At 40.0% G+C, this 15,901-nt stretch carries 14 protein-coding genes and 3 pseudogenes; 11 read left to right on the forward strand and 6 right to left on the reverse strand.

Features of this window, described 5'->3' with window-relative positions:
• Positions 1-162 precede the first annotated feature (162 nt).
• From OO773_RS00665 to OO773_RS00690, 6 genes and pseudogenes are all read right to left on the reverse strand, one after another.
• Complete coding sequence (locus tag OO773_RS00665) at positions 163-852, reverse strand: DNA-methyltransferase (protein WP_073115478.1); 690 nt, start codon at positions 850-852, stop codon at positions 163-165.
• Between the two features lie 708 nt (positions 853-1,560).
• Positions 1,561-1,837: pseudogene (locus tag OO773_RS00670) on the reverse strand (AtpZ/AtpI family protein).
• Positions 1,838-2,021: 184 nt separating this feature from the next.
• Positions 2,022-2,327 carry a hypothetical protein gene (locus tag OO773_RS00675; RefSeq protein WP_231102884.1) on the reverse strand — a complete coding sequence of 102 codons (306 nt, stop codon included), beginning with the start codon at positions 2,325-2,327 and terminating at the stop codon, positions 2,022-2,024.
• Positions 2,328-2,404: 77 nt separating this feature from the next.
• Positions 2,405-2,679, reverse strand: a pseudogene (locus tag OO773_RS00680) (AtpZ/AtpI family protein).
• Positions 2,657-3,970 (reverse strand): glutamate-1-semialdehyde 2,1-aminomutase, encoded by a 1,314-nt coding sequence (hemL, locus tag OO773_RS00685; protein ID WP_040499141.1) that lies wholly within the window; start codon positions 3,968-3,970, stop codon positions 2,657-2,659. Before hemL ends, OO773_RS00680 begins: the two are co-directional and overlap by 23 nt.
• Before the next feature lie 4 nt (positions 3,971-3,974).
• Positions 3,975-4,529: a YceI family protein gene (locus OO773_RS00690; protein WP_034376710.1), complete on the reverse strand. Its 555-nt coding sequence runs from the start codon at positions 4,527-4,529 to the stop codon at positions 3,975-3,977.
• A 121-nt stretch (positions 4,530-4,650) separates the two neighbouring features.
• Between OO773_RS00690 and tlyA the strand changes: the two genes are divergently transcribed.
• The 11 genes and pseudogenes from tlyA to OO773_RS00750 all read left to right on the forward strand — a co-directional run bounded on the left by tlyA (position 4,651) and on the right by OO773_RS00750 (position 15,899).
• A complete protein-coding gene (gene tlyA / locus OO773_RS00695) occupies positions 4,651-5,370 on the forward strand; it encodes a 23S rRNA (cytidine-2'-O)-methyltransferase TlyA (protein ID WP_006564154.1) in 720 nt (239 codons plus the stop codon).
• Positions 5,371-5,427: 57 nt separating this feature from the next.
• The gene (locus OO773_RS00700) at positions 5,428-7,728 is read left to right on the forward strand and encodes a valine--tRNA ligase (protein ID WP_456152233.1); all 2,301 of its coding nucleotides are present in this window, start codon (positions 5,428-5,430) and stop codon (positions 7,726-7,728) included.
• A gap of 42 nt (positions 7,729-7,770) precedes the next feature.
• Entirely contained in the window at positions 7,771-8,052 is a 282-nt protein-coding gene (locus tag OO773_RS10200) for a P-loop NTPase family protein (protein WP_456152234.1), read from the forward strand.
• Positions 8,024-9,379, forward strand: a pseudogene (locus OO773_RS00710) (signal recognition particle receptor subunit alpha). Before OO773_RS10200 ends, OO773_RS00710 begins: the two are co-directional and overlap by 29 nt.
• A 59-nt stretch (positions 9,380-9,438) precedes the next feature.
• The gene (rpmE, locus tag OO773_RS00720) at positions 9,439-9,669 is read left to right on the forward strand and encodes a 50S ribosomal protein L31 (protein WP_264828592.1); all 231 of its coding nucleotides are present in this window, start codon (positions 9,439-9,441) and stop codon (positions 9,667-9,669) included.
• A gap of 2 nt (positions 9,670-9,671) precedes the next feature.
• The gene (gene rsmI, locus OO773_RS00725) at positions 9,672-10,511 is read left to right on the forward strand and encodes a 16S rRNA (cytidine(1402)-2'-O)-methyltransferase (protein WP_006564158.1); all 840 of its coding nucleotides are present in this window, start codon (positions 9,672-9,674) and stop codon (positions 10,509-10,511) included.
• On the forward strand, positions 10,508-11,194 hold the full coding sequence (gene rlmB, locus OO773_RS00730) for a 23S rRNA (guanosine(2251)-2'-O)-methyltransferase RlmB (RefSeq protein ID WP_006564159.1): 687 nt from the start codon (positions 10,508-10,510) through the stop codon (positions 11,192-11,194). Before rsmI ends, rlmB begins: the two co-directional genes overlap by 4 nt.
• Complete coding sequence (locus OO773_RS00735; protein WP_006564160.1) at positions 11,191-12,231, forward strand: hypothetical protein; 1,041 nt, start codon at positions 11,191-11,193, stop codon at positions 12,229-12,231. Before rlmB ends, OO773_RS00735 begins: the two co-directional genes overlap by 4 nt.
• Positions 12,228-13,049 (forward strand): hypothetical protein, encoded by an 822-nt coding sequence (locus OO773_RS00740; protein WP_040499142.1) that lies wholly within the window; start codon positions 12,228-12,230, stop codon positions 13,047-13,049. The genes OO773_RS00735 and OO773_RS00740 overlap by 4 nt, the downstream gene beginning before the upstream one ends.
• Position 13,050: 1 nt before the next feature.
• Complete coding sequence (selB, locus tag OO773_RS00745; RefSeq protein ID WP_040499143.1) at positions 13,051-14,871, forward strand: selenocysteine-specific translation elongation factor; 1,821 nt, start codon at positions 13,051-13,053, stop codon at positions 14,869-14,871.
• Between the two features lie 17 nt (positions 14,872-14,888).
• A complete protein-coding gene (locus tag OO773_RS00750; protein WP_006564162.1) occupies positions 14,889-15,899 on the forward strand; it encodes a DNA adenine methylase in 1,011 nt (336 codons plus the stop codon).
• Positions 15,900-15,901 lie beyond the last annotated feature (2 nt).

The raw sequence follows: 15,901 nt of genomic DNA on the forward strand, positions 1-15,901 counted from the left end.
GCTAAAAACATAGCTAAAAACACGCGCACCAGTCCACACGCTTTATGACTTGTGCTAATGCGCTTAAATATAGTTCTCAAAATCCACTTGGCTTAGAGTACATGTGTAAAGATGGGATATTAGAGAGAAAATCGCGCTATCGCCCTAAAATTTAGCATAAGCTTAACCTCTGAGCCTAATTTTTTGTGTATCAATATCTTTAATTATCTGGGGTATCTCAAAAAAATCTTTTAGATTTGGCCAATCATATTCTCTTAGCGTGATCACCTCATGGAGATAAAAACTCACATAAACATTCCCTAACTTAGAGATAAATTTTTCTGTATCCACTTTTTCGCGGGCTATTTGGCAATAGTGCCAATCCTTTTCAAAGCCTATAAAGTTTCTTTGTAATCTCTTAGCAGCAATGGCTGTAGTGCCTGTACCCAAAAAAGGATCTAAGATCACCTCACCCTCTTCCATACTCATCAAGATAAGGCGTTCTAGCAAATGCGGGGGTAATTGGCAGGGGTGTTTATCTCTTTTTTTAGCATGGCGGATTCTATGAATATCGCTCCACACATCTGAACAAAGCGGTCCAAAGGGGTGTAGCATTTGCTTTTTGCCTCCATAGTCTTTCAAGAGTGTGCCTTTCCTATCTTTTTTATGTGGGTAGCGGATTTCCTTAAAACGCCCCTTTAGCTCTCCTTTAGAATAAAACAAAATACCATAATGAGCGGGTTGTAAAGTCTTGCCCATAGGCGCACTCATCGCATCCCAGCTAATCCAATGTCTAAAAATAGCCCGTGTATTAAGAAAAGAGGCGTAAAAAGTTAGCCATTTGGGAATATTGTGCAAAAAAAAGACAGCCATCATTTTTAAGCACTCTTAAGCATTCATTAATCCATTCTTGACACCACTGTAAACTATCTTTTACAATTCTTGCTATTGTAAGAATGCGTTTGAGATTCTCATGGGCTAGGGCGTTGAGTATTAACAAAGCTTCTAAGCCAAGTTTATGGCTTTGGATAAATTCTACAAAAATTTCTTCCTTGCAACCTTTGTTGTGAATCGTATTTTGTAAATTGAGTAGTAAAGTTTTTATACTTTAAAGCGTTCTAGCTCATCTACTCTAAAAGTAAAAACTTCTTGATAAGCCTCTACCATGCGTTTTAAATCTTACTTGGTATTTGTCCAACCAACTTATTTTTAGCGCGCAAAACTTGTAAAACCAACACCCCCACCAAACAAGTTCCTAAACCCAAAAGATAGGGTTTGGGCATGAAAGATGGGTGTGTAAGAGATAGAAAAGAATAAAGAGAAATAGCGCATATGCTCCCAGTTTTAAAAACCCAAAAGAAGTCTTTAACCCCAAAATAAAGGCTGAGAACTTGCGCTTAAAAGGGGTAAATCTCCGTTTTCAAAAGGGATTTTACAGGCTTTTAAAATTTCTTTAATCGCTACTTCGGGATAAGCTGCCATAGAGCCTAATAAAGAGACTCATTCCCCACTTTAGACCTATTAAAGCCGTTAGTAAGGCGTTATAAAGCAAAAGTAGCAGAGCACATTTTAAGGAACACATTAGATTTTATGGTGTTGGTATTTTGGATCAGAGGCTAAACTATCTAGCTCTGCTTTGGCTTGTTTATAGGCTTTATACACATTTAAAATAGCCCCGCCCACTCCCCAAAAAAACCCCTAACCAAAAGAGCCAAGAGATTTTAGTGAGTCTAACAAGACCATAGCCAATACCAACCCCTAGCAAAAGCGCAACCACAATAGAAATACCTAAACTTAAAGTGTTTGCCCCTTCTACAACGGGTTTAAATTTAGGATCAGACTTTATGGGCGATTTCATAAAAACTCTCCTGAGCTCTGCTTAGACATGCTTCTAAAATAGAGGAATCCATAGGTGTATAAAATAAAGCTAGTTTCAAAGGCTGAAGCGGGTAAATACACCCCTCGCTTCATATTCCTCTTCAAACTTGATATTTGAAAAATAAAACGAGTTTCTCTCTATCACGATTTGGTATTTGTCCATGCTACTTATTTTTAGCGCGCAAAACTTGTAAAACCAACACCCCCACCAAACAAGTTCCTAAACCCAAAAGATAGGGTTTGGGCATGAAAGCATGGGTGTGTAAGAGATAGAAAAGAATAAAGAGAAATAGCGCATATGCTCCCAGTTTTAAAAACCCAAAAGAAGTCTTTAACCCCAAAATAAAGGCTGAGAACTTGGGAGGAATTTCAGCTCCATTTTTTAACCTAGTTTCAAGTTGTCTATAGCCGGCTAGCAAAACACCTAAAAAACCTAAAAAGCTAGCCTCAAAATTAATAGCCCCACTCATTCCCCACTTTAGACCTATTAAAGCCGTTAGTAAGGCGTTATAAAGCAAAAGTAGCAGAGCACATTTTAAGGAACACATTAGATTTTATGGTGTTGGTATTTTGGATCAGAGGCTAAACTATCTAGCTCTGCTTTGGCTTGTTTATAGGCTTTATACACATTTAAAATAGCCCCGCCCACTCCCCAAAAACCCCTAACCAAAAGAGCCAAGAGATTTTAGTGAGTCTAACAAGACCATAGCCAATACCAACCCCTAGCAAAAGCGCAACCACAATAGAAATACCTAAACTTAAAGTGTTTGCCCCTTCTACAACGGGTTTAAATTTAGGATCAGACTTTATGGGCGATTTCATAAAAACTCTCCTGAGCTCTGCTTAGACATGCTTCTAAAATAGAGGAATCCATAGGTGTACAAATAAAGCTAGTTTCAAAGGCTGAAGCGGGTAAATACACCCCTTTTTGTAACATCTTTTGATGGAAAGTGGCGTATAGGGCGGTATTTGATTGCTGGGCGTCTTCAAAGTTTTGCACCTCTTTATCTGTAAAGAAAAACCCAAACATGCTTCCTCTGACGCATGTCTGCAATGCCAAATCACAAGAGGCCGCAGCTGTTTTAAGCCCTTGAGTAAACTGTGTGGCTAGTGCTTCTAAGCGAGAATAGAGTTTAAGATCATGCTGGATTTTTTCTAAAGCCATAATACCAGCTGCTACGGCTACTGGATTACCACTAAGTGTACCCGCCTGATAAACCCCCCCAATTGGAGCAAGCATATCCATGATTTCTGCGCGCCCTCCAAAGCAAGCTAGAGGCAAGCCCCCCCCAATAACCTTACCAAAGGTTACTAAATCAGGCACGAGGTGATGATAACTTTGTGATCCGCTAAGAGATGCCCTAAAGCCACTCATCACCTCATCAAAAATTAGCACCGCTCCCTTAATTTGACAAAGATGTTGTAACTCTTCTAAAAACTCTAATTTAGCTGGCACTAACCCCATATTACCCGCAATAGGTTCAATGATGACACAGCCAATATCTCCTTTTTCAAAACAAGCTTTAAGAGAGGCTATATCATTATAACGGGCTACCAAAGTGTGTTTACTAAAATCCTCTGGTACTCCCAAAGAAGATGGATGGCCAAAAGTAGCACAGCCACTGCCAGCGCTCACTAATAAACTATCGCTATGGCCGTGATAACACCCCTCAAATTTAAGAATATCATCTTTACCACTAAAGGCCCTAGCTAGGCGGATAGCACTCATAGTAGCCTCCGTACCACTACTGACTAAGCGCACCTTTTCTACACCCTCATAACTCAACACGATTTTTTTAGCTAAAGTGGTTTCTAATTCAGTGGGCGCGCCAAAACTTAAACCTCTTTGTAAAGTGGCGATCACCTGCGCTTCAATATCAGAATCAGCATGTCCAAAGAGTAAAGGTCCCCAACTTTGTACAAAATCTACATAAGTGTTTCCATCTACATCAAAGAGAGTATAGCCTTTGCCTTTAAAAATAAAGGGAGGAGTCCCCCCTACACTTTTAAAAGTCCGCACAGGTGAATTAACCCCCCCCACAATCACCTGCTTAGCCTCATTAAAATCGTTGATACTGTGCAAGAGCGGGTGTTCCAACTCTTTTTTTGCCATTGTGTTATTCTTTAAGAGCGGCTTTGAAAGTGATCTCTACTTGAGACCATGTGAGTTTTTCATGCTGGGCATGGCACTGCGCGGCTAGTTTAGCAAACTCATTTTGTAAGCCAAATTCTAAAATATCTAATACACCAGTAGCTACAAGTTCTTTATTGGCGATGTGATAACTCATGGGTACTTTTACACTTTTACCATTCATGCGCACACTGGCTAAAATACTGCCCTGTCCATCGCCTGCTACCACATTTCTAAAAATGACTTTGAGAGTTTTATCTTTGAACAAATCAAAAAACGCCTCTTTAACATTTTTGGTTTTAACTGGATCGTTTAAATTGACATGAGAAACATCAATAGTAGCGCTTGCCTTATCTAGCATGTGTGCGATGCTAGAAGTGTCCTTACCAAAGCGATAGGCTACATGATCAAAACTCCCATTGACCCCTACCTTTTTGGCAGTCTTAAAAGCTGTAAATCCCATGCTAACCTTAGTGGTATCAATGCTAGTTGCATGGACTAGCCCACATGCTAATAAGACGCCTAATGCCATTTTTTTCACAATAACTCCTTATAATCTAATCGCGTTATCATAACATGAAAACAAGTTTTTGTATGCTGGCTGGTTTTTACAACAGCATTGAAATAGGGGTTTATATAAACATGGCAACATTGGGTTTTAAATGCGTTTAGATCAATATTTGGTTGAAAAAGGGCTAGCTAAGAGCCGGACATGGGCTAAGCAACTGATTTTAGAGGGGAAGATTTGCACTAATGGCTATATTCTTAGTAAGCCTAGTTTAGAGATTAAGGGAGTACTATTAGAAAGTTTAGAGCAAAATCTAACCCTTATACCTAAACGTTTTATTAGCCGTGCAGGCCAAAAGCTTTGGCATTATTTAGAAAAATACCCTATTGATTGTTATCATAAAATTGTTTTAGATGTGGGTTCTAGCACGGGTGGGTTTGCACAAGTACTTTTAGAAAAAGGAGCGATGCGGGTTATATGTGTAGATGTGGGCAAAGATCAGTTAGACCCAAGCCTTAAAACCCACCCACAGATTGAATTACATGAAAGGTGTGATATCCGCTATTTTAAAACTAGTACAATGCATGATTTATTAACCTGTGATGTGAGTTTTATTTCTTTGCATTTGCTTTTAAAAACTCTCTTACCCTTAAGCCGGCGCTATCTCTTGCTTTTTAAACCCCAATTTGAAGTGGGTCGTTTTGTTAAGCGCAATAAAAGAGGGGTGGTTATGGATTTTAACGCTACAAGGCAGTGTTTAGAAAATTTTATAAAAGAAGCGCAAGGCTATGGTTTAAAAGTAATGCGGATAGAAGAATCAGGCCTTAAGGGTAAAGAGGGCAATGTGGAGTTTTTTATTGATCTGCAAAGGTAGAGATTACTCTTTTAAGCCACTTCAGGTTAGAATAAAATAAAAATTCTAAGGATTTTTATGGATTTGCCTCCCTTTGATCTAGCCTTAGAAAAGCATTATTACAGTATTTGCCAAGACAGAGGCTATTTTGAAGTAGATAAAGATACAAATAAGCCTCCCTTTGCCCTCATGATGCCCCCGCCTAATATCACCGGTCGCTTGCACATAGGGCATGCCCTCACTTTTAGCTTGCAAGATATTTTAGCACGCTTTAAACGCATGGACGGTTATCGCGTACTCTACCAACCCGGTTTAGATCATGCCGGTATTGCTACGCAAAATGTTGTAGAAAAGCAGCTATTAGAACAGGGAATTAAAAAAGAGGAGATTGGCCGTGAGGCTTTTATCCAAAAGGTTTTAGAATGGAAAGAGGCTTGCGGGGGGCAGATTGTAGAGCAAATGCAACAACTAGGTATTTCTTGTGCTTGGAGTCGGTTGCGCTTTACGATGGATATAGGGTTAGAAAGGGCGGTTAAACAAGCGTTTAAAACATGGTTTGATCAAGGCTTGATTGTGCAAGGGACTTACATGATCAACTGGTGTTGTAAAGACGGGGCTTTAGCAGATATTGAGGTGGAATATGCAGAAGAGCAGGGTAAGCTTTATCATTTACGCTACTTTTTAGAGCAAGGCGGATTAGTCATAGTAGCCACTACACGCCCTGAAACTTTATTTGGCGATGTAGCACTCATGGTACACCCCGAAGATGCGCGCTATAAACACCTCATCGGCCAAAAGGCTATTTTGCCTCTAAATGGGCGGGTTATCCCTATTATTGCTGATTCTTATGTAGATCCTAGTTTTGGAAGTGGCTGTGTTAAAGTAACACCGGCGCATGATTTTAATGATTATGAGGTAGGCAAGCGCCACCAACTAGACTCCTTAGTGATCTTTGATGAAAAAGGGATTTTAAATAGCCATGCAGGTACATTTACTAATCACGATCGCCTAGAAGCTAGAGATTTAATTGTGCAGGCCTTGCAAGAAGGGGGCTTTATAGAAAAAATTGAGGATCACACCCACCAAGTGGGCAAGTGTTATCGCTGTAATAGTTCTATTGAACCTTATATTTCTAAGCAGTGGTTTGTTAAAAAAGAGGTGGCACAAGATTCAATTAGAAAAATCAAACAAGGTTTAGCGCACTTCTTCCCCTCCCATTGGCGCAATAATTACAACGCATGGATGGAGCAATTACGCGATTGGTGCATTAGCCGCCAACTTTGGTGGGGACATCGCATTCCTATCTTTACCTGTGCTAATCACCACCAATTTGTCAGTCTGGATACGCCCAAAACTTGCCCTAAATGTGCTAATACCCATTTAGAACAAGACCCTGATGTACTAGATACTTGGTTTAGCTCAGGGCTTTGGCCCTTTAGTACTCTAGGCTGGGCTCAAGAAAATCTGGGTTTAGAGGGGGTTTTATTTGATCCCCATGATTTAAAAGATTTTTACCCCAATAGCGTTTTAATCACCGGTTTTGATATTTTATTTTTTTGGGTGGCGCGCATGCTTTTGGCTGGAGAAAGTTTCTTAGGTGAGTTGCCCTTTAAGCATATCTACTTACACGCCCTAGTGCGCGATGAAAAGGGCGAGAAGATGAGCAAATCTAAGGGCAATGTTATTGATCCTTTAGAGATCATTAACACAGAGGGGAGTGATAGTTTGCGCTTTGCTTTGGCTATGCTTTGCGTACAAGGGCGGGATTTGCGCCTAAATAAGGAAGTGATCACCCAAGCACGCCACTTTACCCATAAACTCTACCACGCTAGTTTGTTTTTATCTAAAAGTTTGATAGAGGCGGGAGGGAATTTACAAGTTAATTTAATAGAGTGTAAAAGCACACTAGGGCGGTATGCCAAATCGCGTTTAAATGCTACCACTAAAGAAGTGCGCCTTGCGCTTGAATTGTACCGTTTTAATGATGCGGCTACAATTTTGTATCGTTTTTTCTGGGGGGAATTTTGCGATTGGGTGGTAGAATTTTCTAAGGCTAGCAAAAACACCCAAGAAGCCCCCCAAGTTTTTAGCGAACTCATTTCTATTTTTAAAGAAGCTTTATTGCTACTTCACCCTTTTATGCCCTTTATTAGCGAATATTTCTACCATCATTTAAGCGGGACTTCTTTAGAAAAAGACCCTTCAATCATGATATGCCCCTATCCTAAAGGGGGGGACTTAGATCATGCCTTAGAAATGCGTTTTGATGCGATTAAAGAGGCTATTACAGCCATTAGGCGGCTAAAAATTCTTTTAAACGCCCCCATTCAAAAGGTTTATCTGGAAAGTAAAGTGAATTTACAAATAGAGGAGCGCTAGTTTATTAGTAAACTTAGCAAAGTTGCACATTTAGAGTTGATAGTGCGGGGCGTTGCTAAAAGTTTGAGCGATACAGGCGAATTAGGGCGCGTACAAAAGAGTTTGGAGGGCGTTAATCTGACCTTTTATGTAGCCGATGCGCTCAGTGGGCAAGATGGGGTGCGCTCGGCTGGAACTTTCCATACAGAAGATAACCCTAATTTTTTGGCTATAAGTAAGTTTGATAGCGATAGCAAGGGCGGGGTTGCGTTAGGCATTGCCCACCAGTTACAAATCCCCTTGCGCTTTATCGGGCATGGGGAGAAGATCCCAGATTTTGTTTGATACGCTAACCCAATCCTTTAAAAATGCCCTAGCTAAAATCCGTTTTCAAGACGATACAAAAGCTTTAGAAAAAGCTTTAGAGGAACTAAAAAAAGCCCTTTTGCGCAATGATGTCCACCATAAAGTGGTTAAAGAACTGGTTAAAAACATTGAGGCTAAAACTAAAGCTAAGGGCATTGGCAAACAACAATTCTTTGATGCCTTACAAGAGAGTTTATTAGAAATTTTAAGTGTACCGGGTTGTTCTAGCGGGTTTGTTTATGCTCCCACCCCCCCTACTATTGTTTTGATGTGTGGGCTACAAGGAGGGGGTAAAACCACCACCTGTGCCAAACTAGCACACTATCTTAAAACCCGCCATAAAAAGGTTTTATTAGTGGCTTGTGATTTAGAACGCTTGGCTGCTGTTGAACAGTTACAAGTTTTAGGTACACAAATTGGGGTAGAGGTTTTTTACCAAGAAGGCTCCATTTTAGAAATTGCTAAAGGAGCGCTAGAGCGCGCTAAAGAAGGGCAATTTGATGTGGTGATTGTAGATAGTGCGGGGCGTTTGGCTATTGATCAAAACTTAATGCAAGAACTTAAGGCTTTAAAAGATTTAATTAAACCTTCAGAAACCTTTTATGTAGCCGATGCGCTCAGTGGGCAAGATGGGGTGCGCTCGGCTGGAACTTTCCATACAGAAATCGGTTTAAGTGGGGTGGTTTTAAGTAAGTTTGATAGCGATAGCAAGGGCGGGGTTGCGTTAGGCATTGCCCACCAGTTACAAATCCCCTTGCGCTTTATCGGGCATGGGGAGAAGATCCCAGATTTAGATATATTCATGCCCGATCGCATCGCTAATCGTTTAATGGGAGCGGGGGATATTGCAGGTTTAGCGGAAAAAACGGCTAGTGTGATTAGTGCGTATGGCTAAGCGGCTAGTGTTTTTACTTAAACAACAGAATTGGGCAGCCCCATTAAAAAGTATACAACCTAAACGCTTTTTACCTTTTCATTCTCACAACCAAGAGGCGTTTTTAAACCAAGTAGAGCCTTCTTTTTCACTAGCCAACATGTGGTATTTGCTAGCGATGCGGGGTGTCCTTGTGTGAGCGATCCGGGGGCTAAATTAGTGGCATTTGCCCAAGAGAGAAACGATCCAAGTATTTTAAATGGAAGCCGTAAAAAACGCATCGCCTTAGGTTGTGGGTTAGAAGTGGCTGAGATTAATCGCATTTTAAAGCGTTTTGATCAAGTTAAAGATTTAGCTAAAAAAATGAGCTCTAAGGGTGGGGTGGCGCATTTATTACAAACACTCCAACAAACCCGTATGCCCAAGAGATGAGGTTTAAACCATTAATTTGGCAAGTTCTTACAGTCACAAAAGTATTTGCCATTAAAGAAATGACTAAATTAAACCAGCAATACTATAAAGGAGAGATCTCTGTTGTTTCATACATTCCATGCAAGGTTACTTGTGTAACTAGTGGTAAAGAAATTGAAGTACTGAGCACTAAAAGCGAATTAAGAATTGATATTTCTAGCTTTTGCCACCCTTTTTATACAGGTAGCGATAAAATCGCCGACACCACCGGACGCGTGGAAAAATTCAGACAAAAATACAAAATGCAATAATTTTGCTCACCTTGCTACCCACTCCTATTGGCAATCTCAAAGATATGACTATGCGCGCGCTGGAGGCTTTGGCTAGTTGTGATGTGTGTTTGTGTGAAGATGTGCGTATCGCTAAGCGGCTAGTGTTTTTACTTAAACAACAGAATTGGGCAGCCCCATTAAAAAGTACACAACCTAAACGCTTTTTACCTTTTCATTCTCACAACCAAGAGGCGTTTTTAAACCAAGTAGAGCCTTCTTTTTTCACTAGCCAACATGTGGTATTTGCTAGCGATGCGGGGTGTCCTTGTGTGAGCGATCCGGGGGCTAAATTAGTGGCATTTGCCCAAGAACATGGGATTACCTATGATGTTTTACCCGGGGCAAGCGCGTGTATTAATGCTTATAGTGCCAGTGGGTTTCAATCTTCCTCTTTTTATTTTGTAGGCTTTTTGCCTCCTAAGAGTTTGAATCGGCGCGCTGCGCTTACTAAATTACGCGGTGTTGCTCCCCTTTTAGTTTTTTATGAAAGCCCTAAGCGTCTTTTGGACATGCTTGCCGATCTCAAAGAGATTTTCTCAGATGCAAAAGTATTTGCCATTAAAGAAATGACTAAATTAAACCAGCAATACTATAAAGGAGAGATCTCTGTTGTTTATGACAAACTTAGAGGTGCGGGTGCTAAGGCTTTGCAAGGAGAATGGGTATTGGTGGTAGAAAGCCAAGCTAATCAAGAACCTAGTTTATCGGCTATAGAAATTGAGTGCATGGATTTACCCCCTAAGATCAAGGTCAAGTTATTGGCTAAATTAGCACAGATAAGCCCTAAAGAATTGTATACGCGCGCTTATAAAAACCCATGATTGTCTTTGGTAAGCAAGTCGTGTTGCACATGCTCACGCATTATCCGAATAGGGTTTCTGTGTTGTATTTGGCTAAAGAGGTGGATAAAAAAACCTTTAGCTTATTTAGGGCACATCAAAGGGAGTATCAAAGCCAAATTATTAATTTAGACTTTAAAAAAGCCCAAGCAATGGCTAAAGGGGCTAATCATCAGGGTTTTTTAGCAGAGGTTTTACCTCCACAAAAAAGCACATTAAAAGATATTAAAACTCTTGATAAAATTTTGGTGCTTTGCGGGTTAAGCGATGTGGGCAATGTGGGGGCTTTATTTAGAAGTGTAGCCGCTTTAGGTTTTGAGGGGGTGATTTTAGATTTGCACATGCCCTATGAGGGGTTGGTGCGCTCTAGTTTGGGGGCGTTATATGATGTACCCTTTTGTGTGTGCCAAAATATTTTAGATGTTATTTGTGAACTCAAAGAGGCGGGGGTATTTTGCTATGGAGCGCACATTAGGGGACAAGATGTGAAAAATGCGGTGTTTACACACCCATTAGCTTTATTTTTAGGAAGCGAGGGAATGGGTTTACATTCTAGGATTTTAAACAAAATGGATCAACTTTTACATATCAAAATGCAGGGTAAAATGGATTCTTTAAATGTGAGTGTAGCGGGGGCAATTTTAATGGATAGGGTGAGAGGATGAATGAACAAGAAAAAATAGAGGCGCTAGATCAGGCGCTGGCATTATTACAAGAAAAGGGAATTAAAGAGATCGTACAAACCACTAAAATTGCTAACCCACGAATCAAGGCAATTTTAGAAAAAGACTTTAATTCTTTGCAAAGAGTGCATGCTGTGGGGTTTTTGCAGATCCTAGAAAAAGAGTACCGGATTGATCTAAGCCAGTGGTTGGTGGAGTATGATAAAAAAAATTCTTTTGCCGGCTCTAAAGAAAGCCCTAAAGAAGTAAATGCCACTCCAGCGCCACAAGAGCAAAAAGTACAAAAAGAGTCAAAACAGGAGCAAGAAAAACCCCTGCCTTTTTTAGACGCTGAGCGCGTGGGGGATTTACCCCCCCCTAAAATCTCCTATGAACAAAAAACCTCTAAATGGGTTTTTATCGTCCCTGTCATCGTGCTAGCTCTTGCTCTTGGTTTGTATCTGCATTATAGTACTAACACCACTCAAGAAAGTATATCAGAAAACACCCCCCTAGCAAAAACCCCGGATTCCCCCTCTCAGCCTCAAATAACTAGCACACAATCCTCCCCCACTCCACAAGAACAAAGCATACAAACAAAAACCTCAGAGCAAAACCAACCACAGCCTAAATTAACTCAAGAATCCCCAGCCCCAAGCTCTACCCCCTCTGGTTTAAAAAGTGCAGAAAATACTCCACCCTCTAATACACCTAATACGCCCCCTTCTAAAGAGGAGCAACCCCCCAAAGAAGAGGCAGAAAAATACCCCACTATTGAGATCACGCCTAAAGAAGATGTGTGGATGGAAAGCATTGATTTACACACTAAGGATAAAAAACAAACAATTCTTAAAGAACCTTTTACTTTAAACACACAGGGGCATAAGTGGCTCTTAGCCTTTGGGCATGGAAATTTATCCATTAAAGCCAATGGCAAACTCTTAGACTTTAATCGCGAGCGTCCTTTGCGCTTTCTTTATACCCCCAAAGGAGGATTACGACGCCTTAGCCTAGCCCACTACCAAGAGCGTAGCCGGTGAGGTTGGTTTTACTCATCACAGCGTTTTACTTTTGCTTAAGCGCTGATGCCCTAGATACCAAAATTAAAAGTCTCATGGATCACACCTTTTACCAAACCAATAAAAATTTTATCCAGCGAGTCTTTAGCCATAAAAAGGCCTTTTATGAACAAGGGACTTTACAGATTCAAAAAGTGATCAATGCCCTTAAAGAAAATGGCCTACTACCCCTTAAGTTTAAAAAACCCAGCTCTTTACGCGTGCATTTTGAGGCAAAAACATCCCCACTTCTTTTACTTAAAACGATTCGAGGTGTACTTTCCTCTATGGGATATGCTTATTTCCCCATTTTAGAGGTTACGCATAACCAAGATGATAGTAGCGCTACCTTTGCCCTCACTACAGAATATGCCCTTGATCCAACCCTTCTTGCTAAACTCTTTGCCAAACAAGGCTTTGTACTTTTAGATTTAAAGCGCAATAGCCTTAAAGATTGGAGTTATACCTTCCAAGTTAATACCCCAAAATTAGCCCATGCCACCCCAATTATCCCGGTTAATGATGGGATAGAGTTAAAAGAAATTAGCGGGGTGTATTGGCTGGACATGACTGATAGTGGTAAATTAATTATAGCGGCCAATGATAAGGAATGGCAACCCCAAGTTAGTTTTTTTGACGCCACCCTGCACATGCTAAATTACACAGCCACAGATACCCCTACAGAAAAAATTAGCCTAGACATTACAGATAAGGTACGCTTTGTGCGGGTGAGTGATGTGAATAACCCTCTTGTTTTAAAGGGAGGGATTAAAGTTTGGTTAGAACCTATAAAGCGGTGATATGCAATATTTTCTACTGGGCACTTGTGGGCATGTTGATCATGGCAAAAGCGCTTTAATTAAGGCTTTAACAGGCTTTGATGGAGACACTAGTGTACATGAACGCATGCGTGGTATTACTATTGATTTAAGTTTTACAAGTTTAAAAACTTCTAAACGAACTTTAGGTTTTATTGATGTACCCGGACATAAAAATTTAGTCTCTACGATGATTGGGGGGAGTTTTGGATTAGATGCAACCTTGCTTGTAATAGATGCCTTTGAAGGATTAAAAGAACAAAGTTTTGAACATGCTTTAGTGCTTTCATTACTACAAATCCCCTGTCTGATTATTTTAAGTAAAGCCGATAAATGCCCTGATATTAAGGCTCAAAAACAAGCCATAATAGAAGCGCTTAAACCCTATTCTCTTTGTATTTTAGGTGTGTTAGCCTGTAGTATTTATAATCCTGAGAGTATCCAAACACTCAAAGACTTTTTACTCCAATATCCCTTTAGCAAACGCCAAACCAACCAAGATTTAAACCACCTTTTTAGGCTTTATATTGATCGTGTTTTTACAGTGCAGGGGCGAGGGGTGGCTGTAAGTGGCACGGTGCTTGGAGGCTGTATTAAACAAGGGGATAAAATCACTATCGCGCCTTTATCTAAAGAAGTTAGCGTTAAAACCTTGCACCAACATGGAGAGGAAGTTAAGCAGGCTCATATCCATGAACGCGTGGCGTTGCATTTACAAAATATAAAAGCTACAGAATTACAAGAAGGCATGCTTTTAACCCTTAAGGGTTATTTGCGCGGATTTGATAGCATTGATGTAGAATTGCGCACCTGCAATAACCCCGCACTCAAGCATAACCAACACATCACCCTGCAAATTGGCACACTCAAACTACAAGCTAGGGTGTTGATCTTACAATACCCCTATGCCACTTTAATCTGTAGCCAAAAAATCTTTGCATGTTATTTAGATTTAATCATTATTAGCATTAACCAGCGGGTTTGGGGAGCAGCTTTAGTACTTAACCCTATTACTGATTTACTCAAAAAACCTATCAAATTAGCTTTACTTAAAGCGCTATCTTGCAAAGATTTAGCCCAAAGTTTTAATATCTTAACTAAAGCCCATAAAAAAGGCTTTGGGTTGCTCTCTTCTATGCAGCGCTTTGCTTGTACAACGCATAAAGCCTTAGAAATTGCTAACACTCTCCCTGATGTCTTAGTAGACTCACAAGAGTGTGTACTTTATGCCCCTAGCACTCTTAAAAATGTGATTCACACTCTTTTAAATATTTATAAAAACAACCCCCAAGCGCTTTTAAGCGCTAAAAGCCTTAACTCTAAGCACAACTACATTAGCCCCTATTTGGCCACTCTAGCGTTTAAAGTTTTAGAACAAAGGGGGCAATTACAAGAGGAAAAAGGGCTGTGGTTTTTAAAAGGTCTTGTTTTAGAAAAATTACAAGACAAACTCCAAGATAAGCTTTATCAACTCATTGCACAGGCTAAATTTAGCCCCCAAGCCCCCTATAATCTTTACGATCTTTTAGATATAGATCGAAGAGTTGGGGATCTAGCTTTAAAAACTCTATGCCAACAACGCAAGGTGATACGGTTATGCCATAACGTGTTTGTGCAAAAAGAAGCCTTAGAGGAGATGGTGTGTTTAATGAGAGATTTATTAAACACGCATAGGAGTTTAGATATTCATTTACTTAAAGAGAATCTATCTCTCTCACGCAAATACTGCATCGCCTATTTAGAATATTTTGATCATTTAGGTTATACCCATAATCAAAATGGCCAACGCACCCTTAAATCTTAACCCAATTAAGGCATGTAGTGAATTACATTGGCTCTAAACGCAGGTTATCTAGTTTTTTACTCAGTAGTATTCAGGATACTTTAAGATCCCATGGGGTTTTGCTTGCAGACTGCGTTTTTACCGATCTCTTTTCCGGAACAGCAGCAGTAGGGAGGTTATTTAAAAACCATGTTAAACAAGTACTAAGTAATGATCAAGAGTTTTATAGCTTTGTACTAGCCAAGCATTATATTGAAAACACACAACCCTTAAAACGGGCTATCAAACTTATCAATACCCTTAATCATCTCCGGCCTATCAAGGGTAAAATTTATAAACACTACGCTTTAGGGGGCGGTGAGAAGCGGCAGTATTTTAGCGATACAAATGCCATGAAAATTGATAGCATGCGTACCCAGATTGCGCGCTGGCAAGAAAAACAAGCCATCACTCAAGCCGAATTTTACTTTTTACTCACCTCGCTTTTAGAGTGTGCGGATAAAGTGGCTAACACAGCCTCTATTTATGGCGCCTTTTTAAAACATCTTAAAAAAAGCGCACAACAAGATTTGTTTTTATCTCCTGCTGCTTTAGAGTTAAGCATGAATTCTCACTATGCCTACCAAACTGATGCGAGTAAACTTATTAGACAAATTAAAACCGATGTTTTATATTTAGATCCCCCCTATAACCAACGCGAATATGGGGCTAATTACCATATATTAAACAGCATTGCTATTTATGATGATTTTATCCCACAGGGTAAAACTGGTCTTAGGGTCTATCAAAAATCTGCGTGGTGTAACAAACACGCCGCATACAAGGCCTTAGAATATGTGATTAAACACACCAACGCGCGTTTTATCTTTTTAAGTTATAACAATGAAGGGTTATTAAATTTAGAGGAAATTAAAACTCTCTTTAGTAAACACGGTAACTACAGCCTTAAAAGCCAAGTGTATAACCGTTTTAAAGCCAATTCTAGCCCTAAAAAAGAAAGCACAATAGAGTACTTGCATGGATTAGAAAAACTAACCAAGTCAAGCTAGAA

This window comes from Helicobacter suis HS1 (assembly GCF_026000295.1).
GTDB classification, from domain to species: domain Bacteria; phylum Campylobacterota; class Campylobacteria; order Campylobacterales; family Helicobacteraceae; genus Helicobacter; species Helicobacter suis.

Coding starts and splice junctions, on each gene's coding strand:
- OO773_RS00735 (WP_006564160.1), top strand. CDS start 11,191: ATGAATGAACAAGAAAAAATAGAGGCGCTAGATCAGGCGCTGGCATTA.
- OO773_RS00700 (WP_456152233.1), top strand. CDS start 5,428: ATGGATTTGCCTCCCTTTGATCTAGCCTTAGAAAAGCATTATTACAGT.
- selB (WP_040499143.1), top strand. CDS start 13,051: ATGCAATATTTTCTACTGGGCACTTGTGGGCATGTTGATCATGGCAAA.
- OO773_RS00665 (WP_073115478.1), bottom strand. CDS start 852: ATGGCTGTCTTTTTTTTGCACAATATTCCCAAATGGCTAACTTTTTAC.
- hemL (WP_040499141.1), bottom strand. CDS start 3,970: ATGGCAAAAAAAGAGTTGGAACACCCGCTCTTGCACAGTATCAACGAT.
- OO773_RS00675 (WP_231102884.1), bottom strand. CDS start 2,327: ATGAGTGGGGCTATTAATTTTGAGGCTAGCTTTTTAGGTTTTTTAGGT.
- tlyA (WP_006564154.1), top strand. CDS start 4,651: ATGCGTTTAGATCAATATTTGGTTGAAAAAGGGCTAGCTAAGAGCCGG.
- rlmB (WP_006564159.1), top strand. CDS start 10,508: ATGATTGTCTTTGGTAAGCAAGTCGTGTTGCACATGCTCACGCATTAT.
- rpmE (WP_264828592.1), top strand. CDS start 9,439: ATGACTAAATTAAACCAGCAATACTATAAAGGAGAGATCTCTGTTGTT.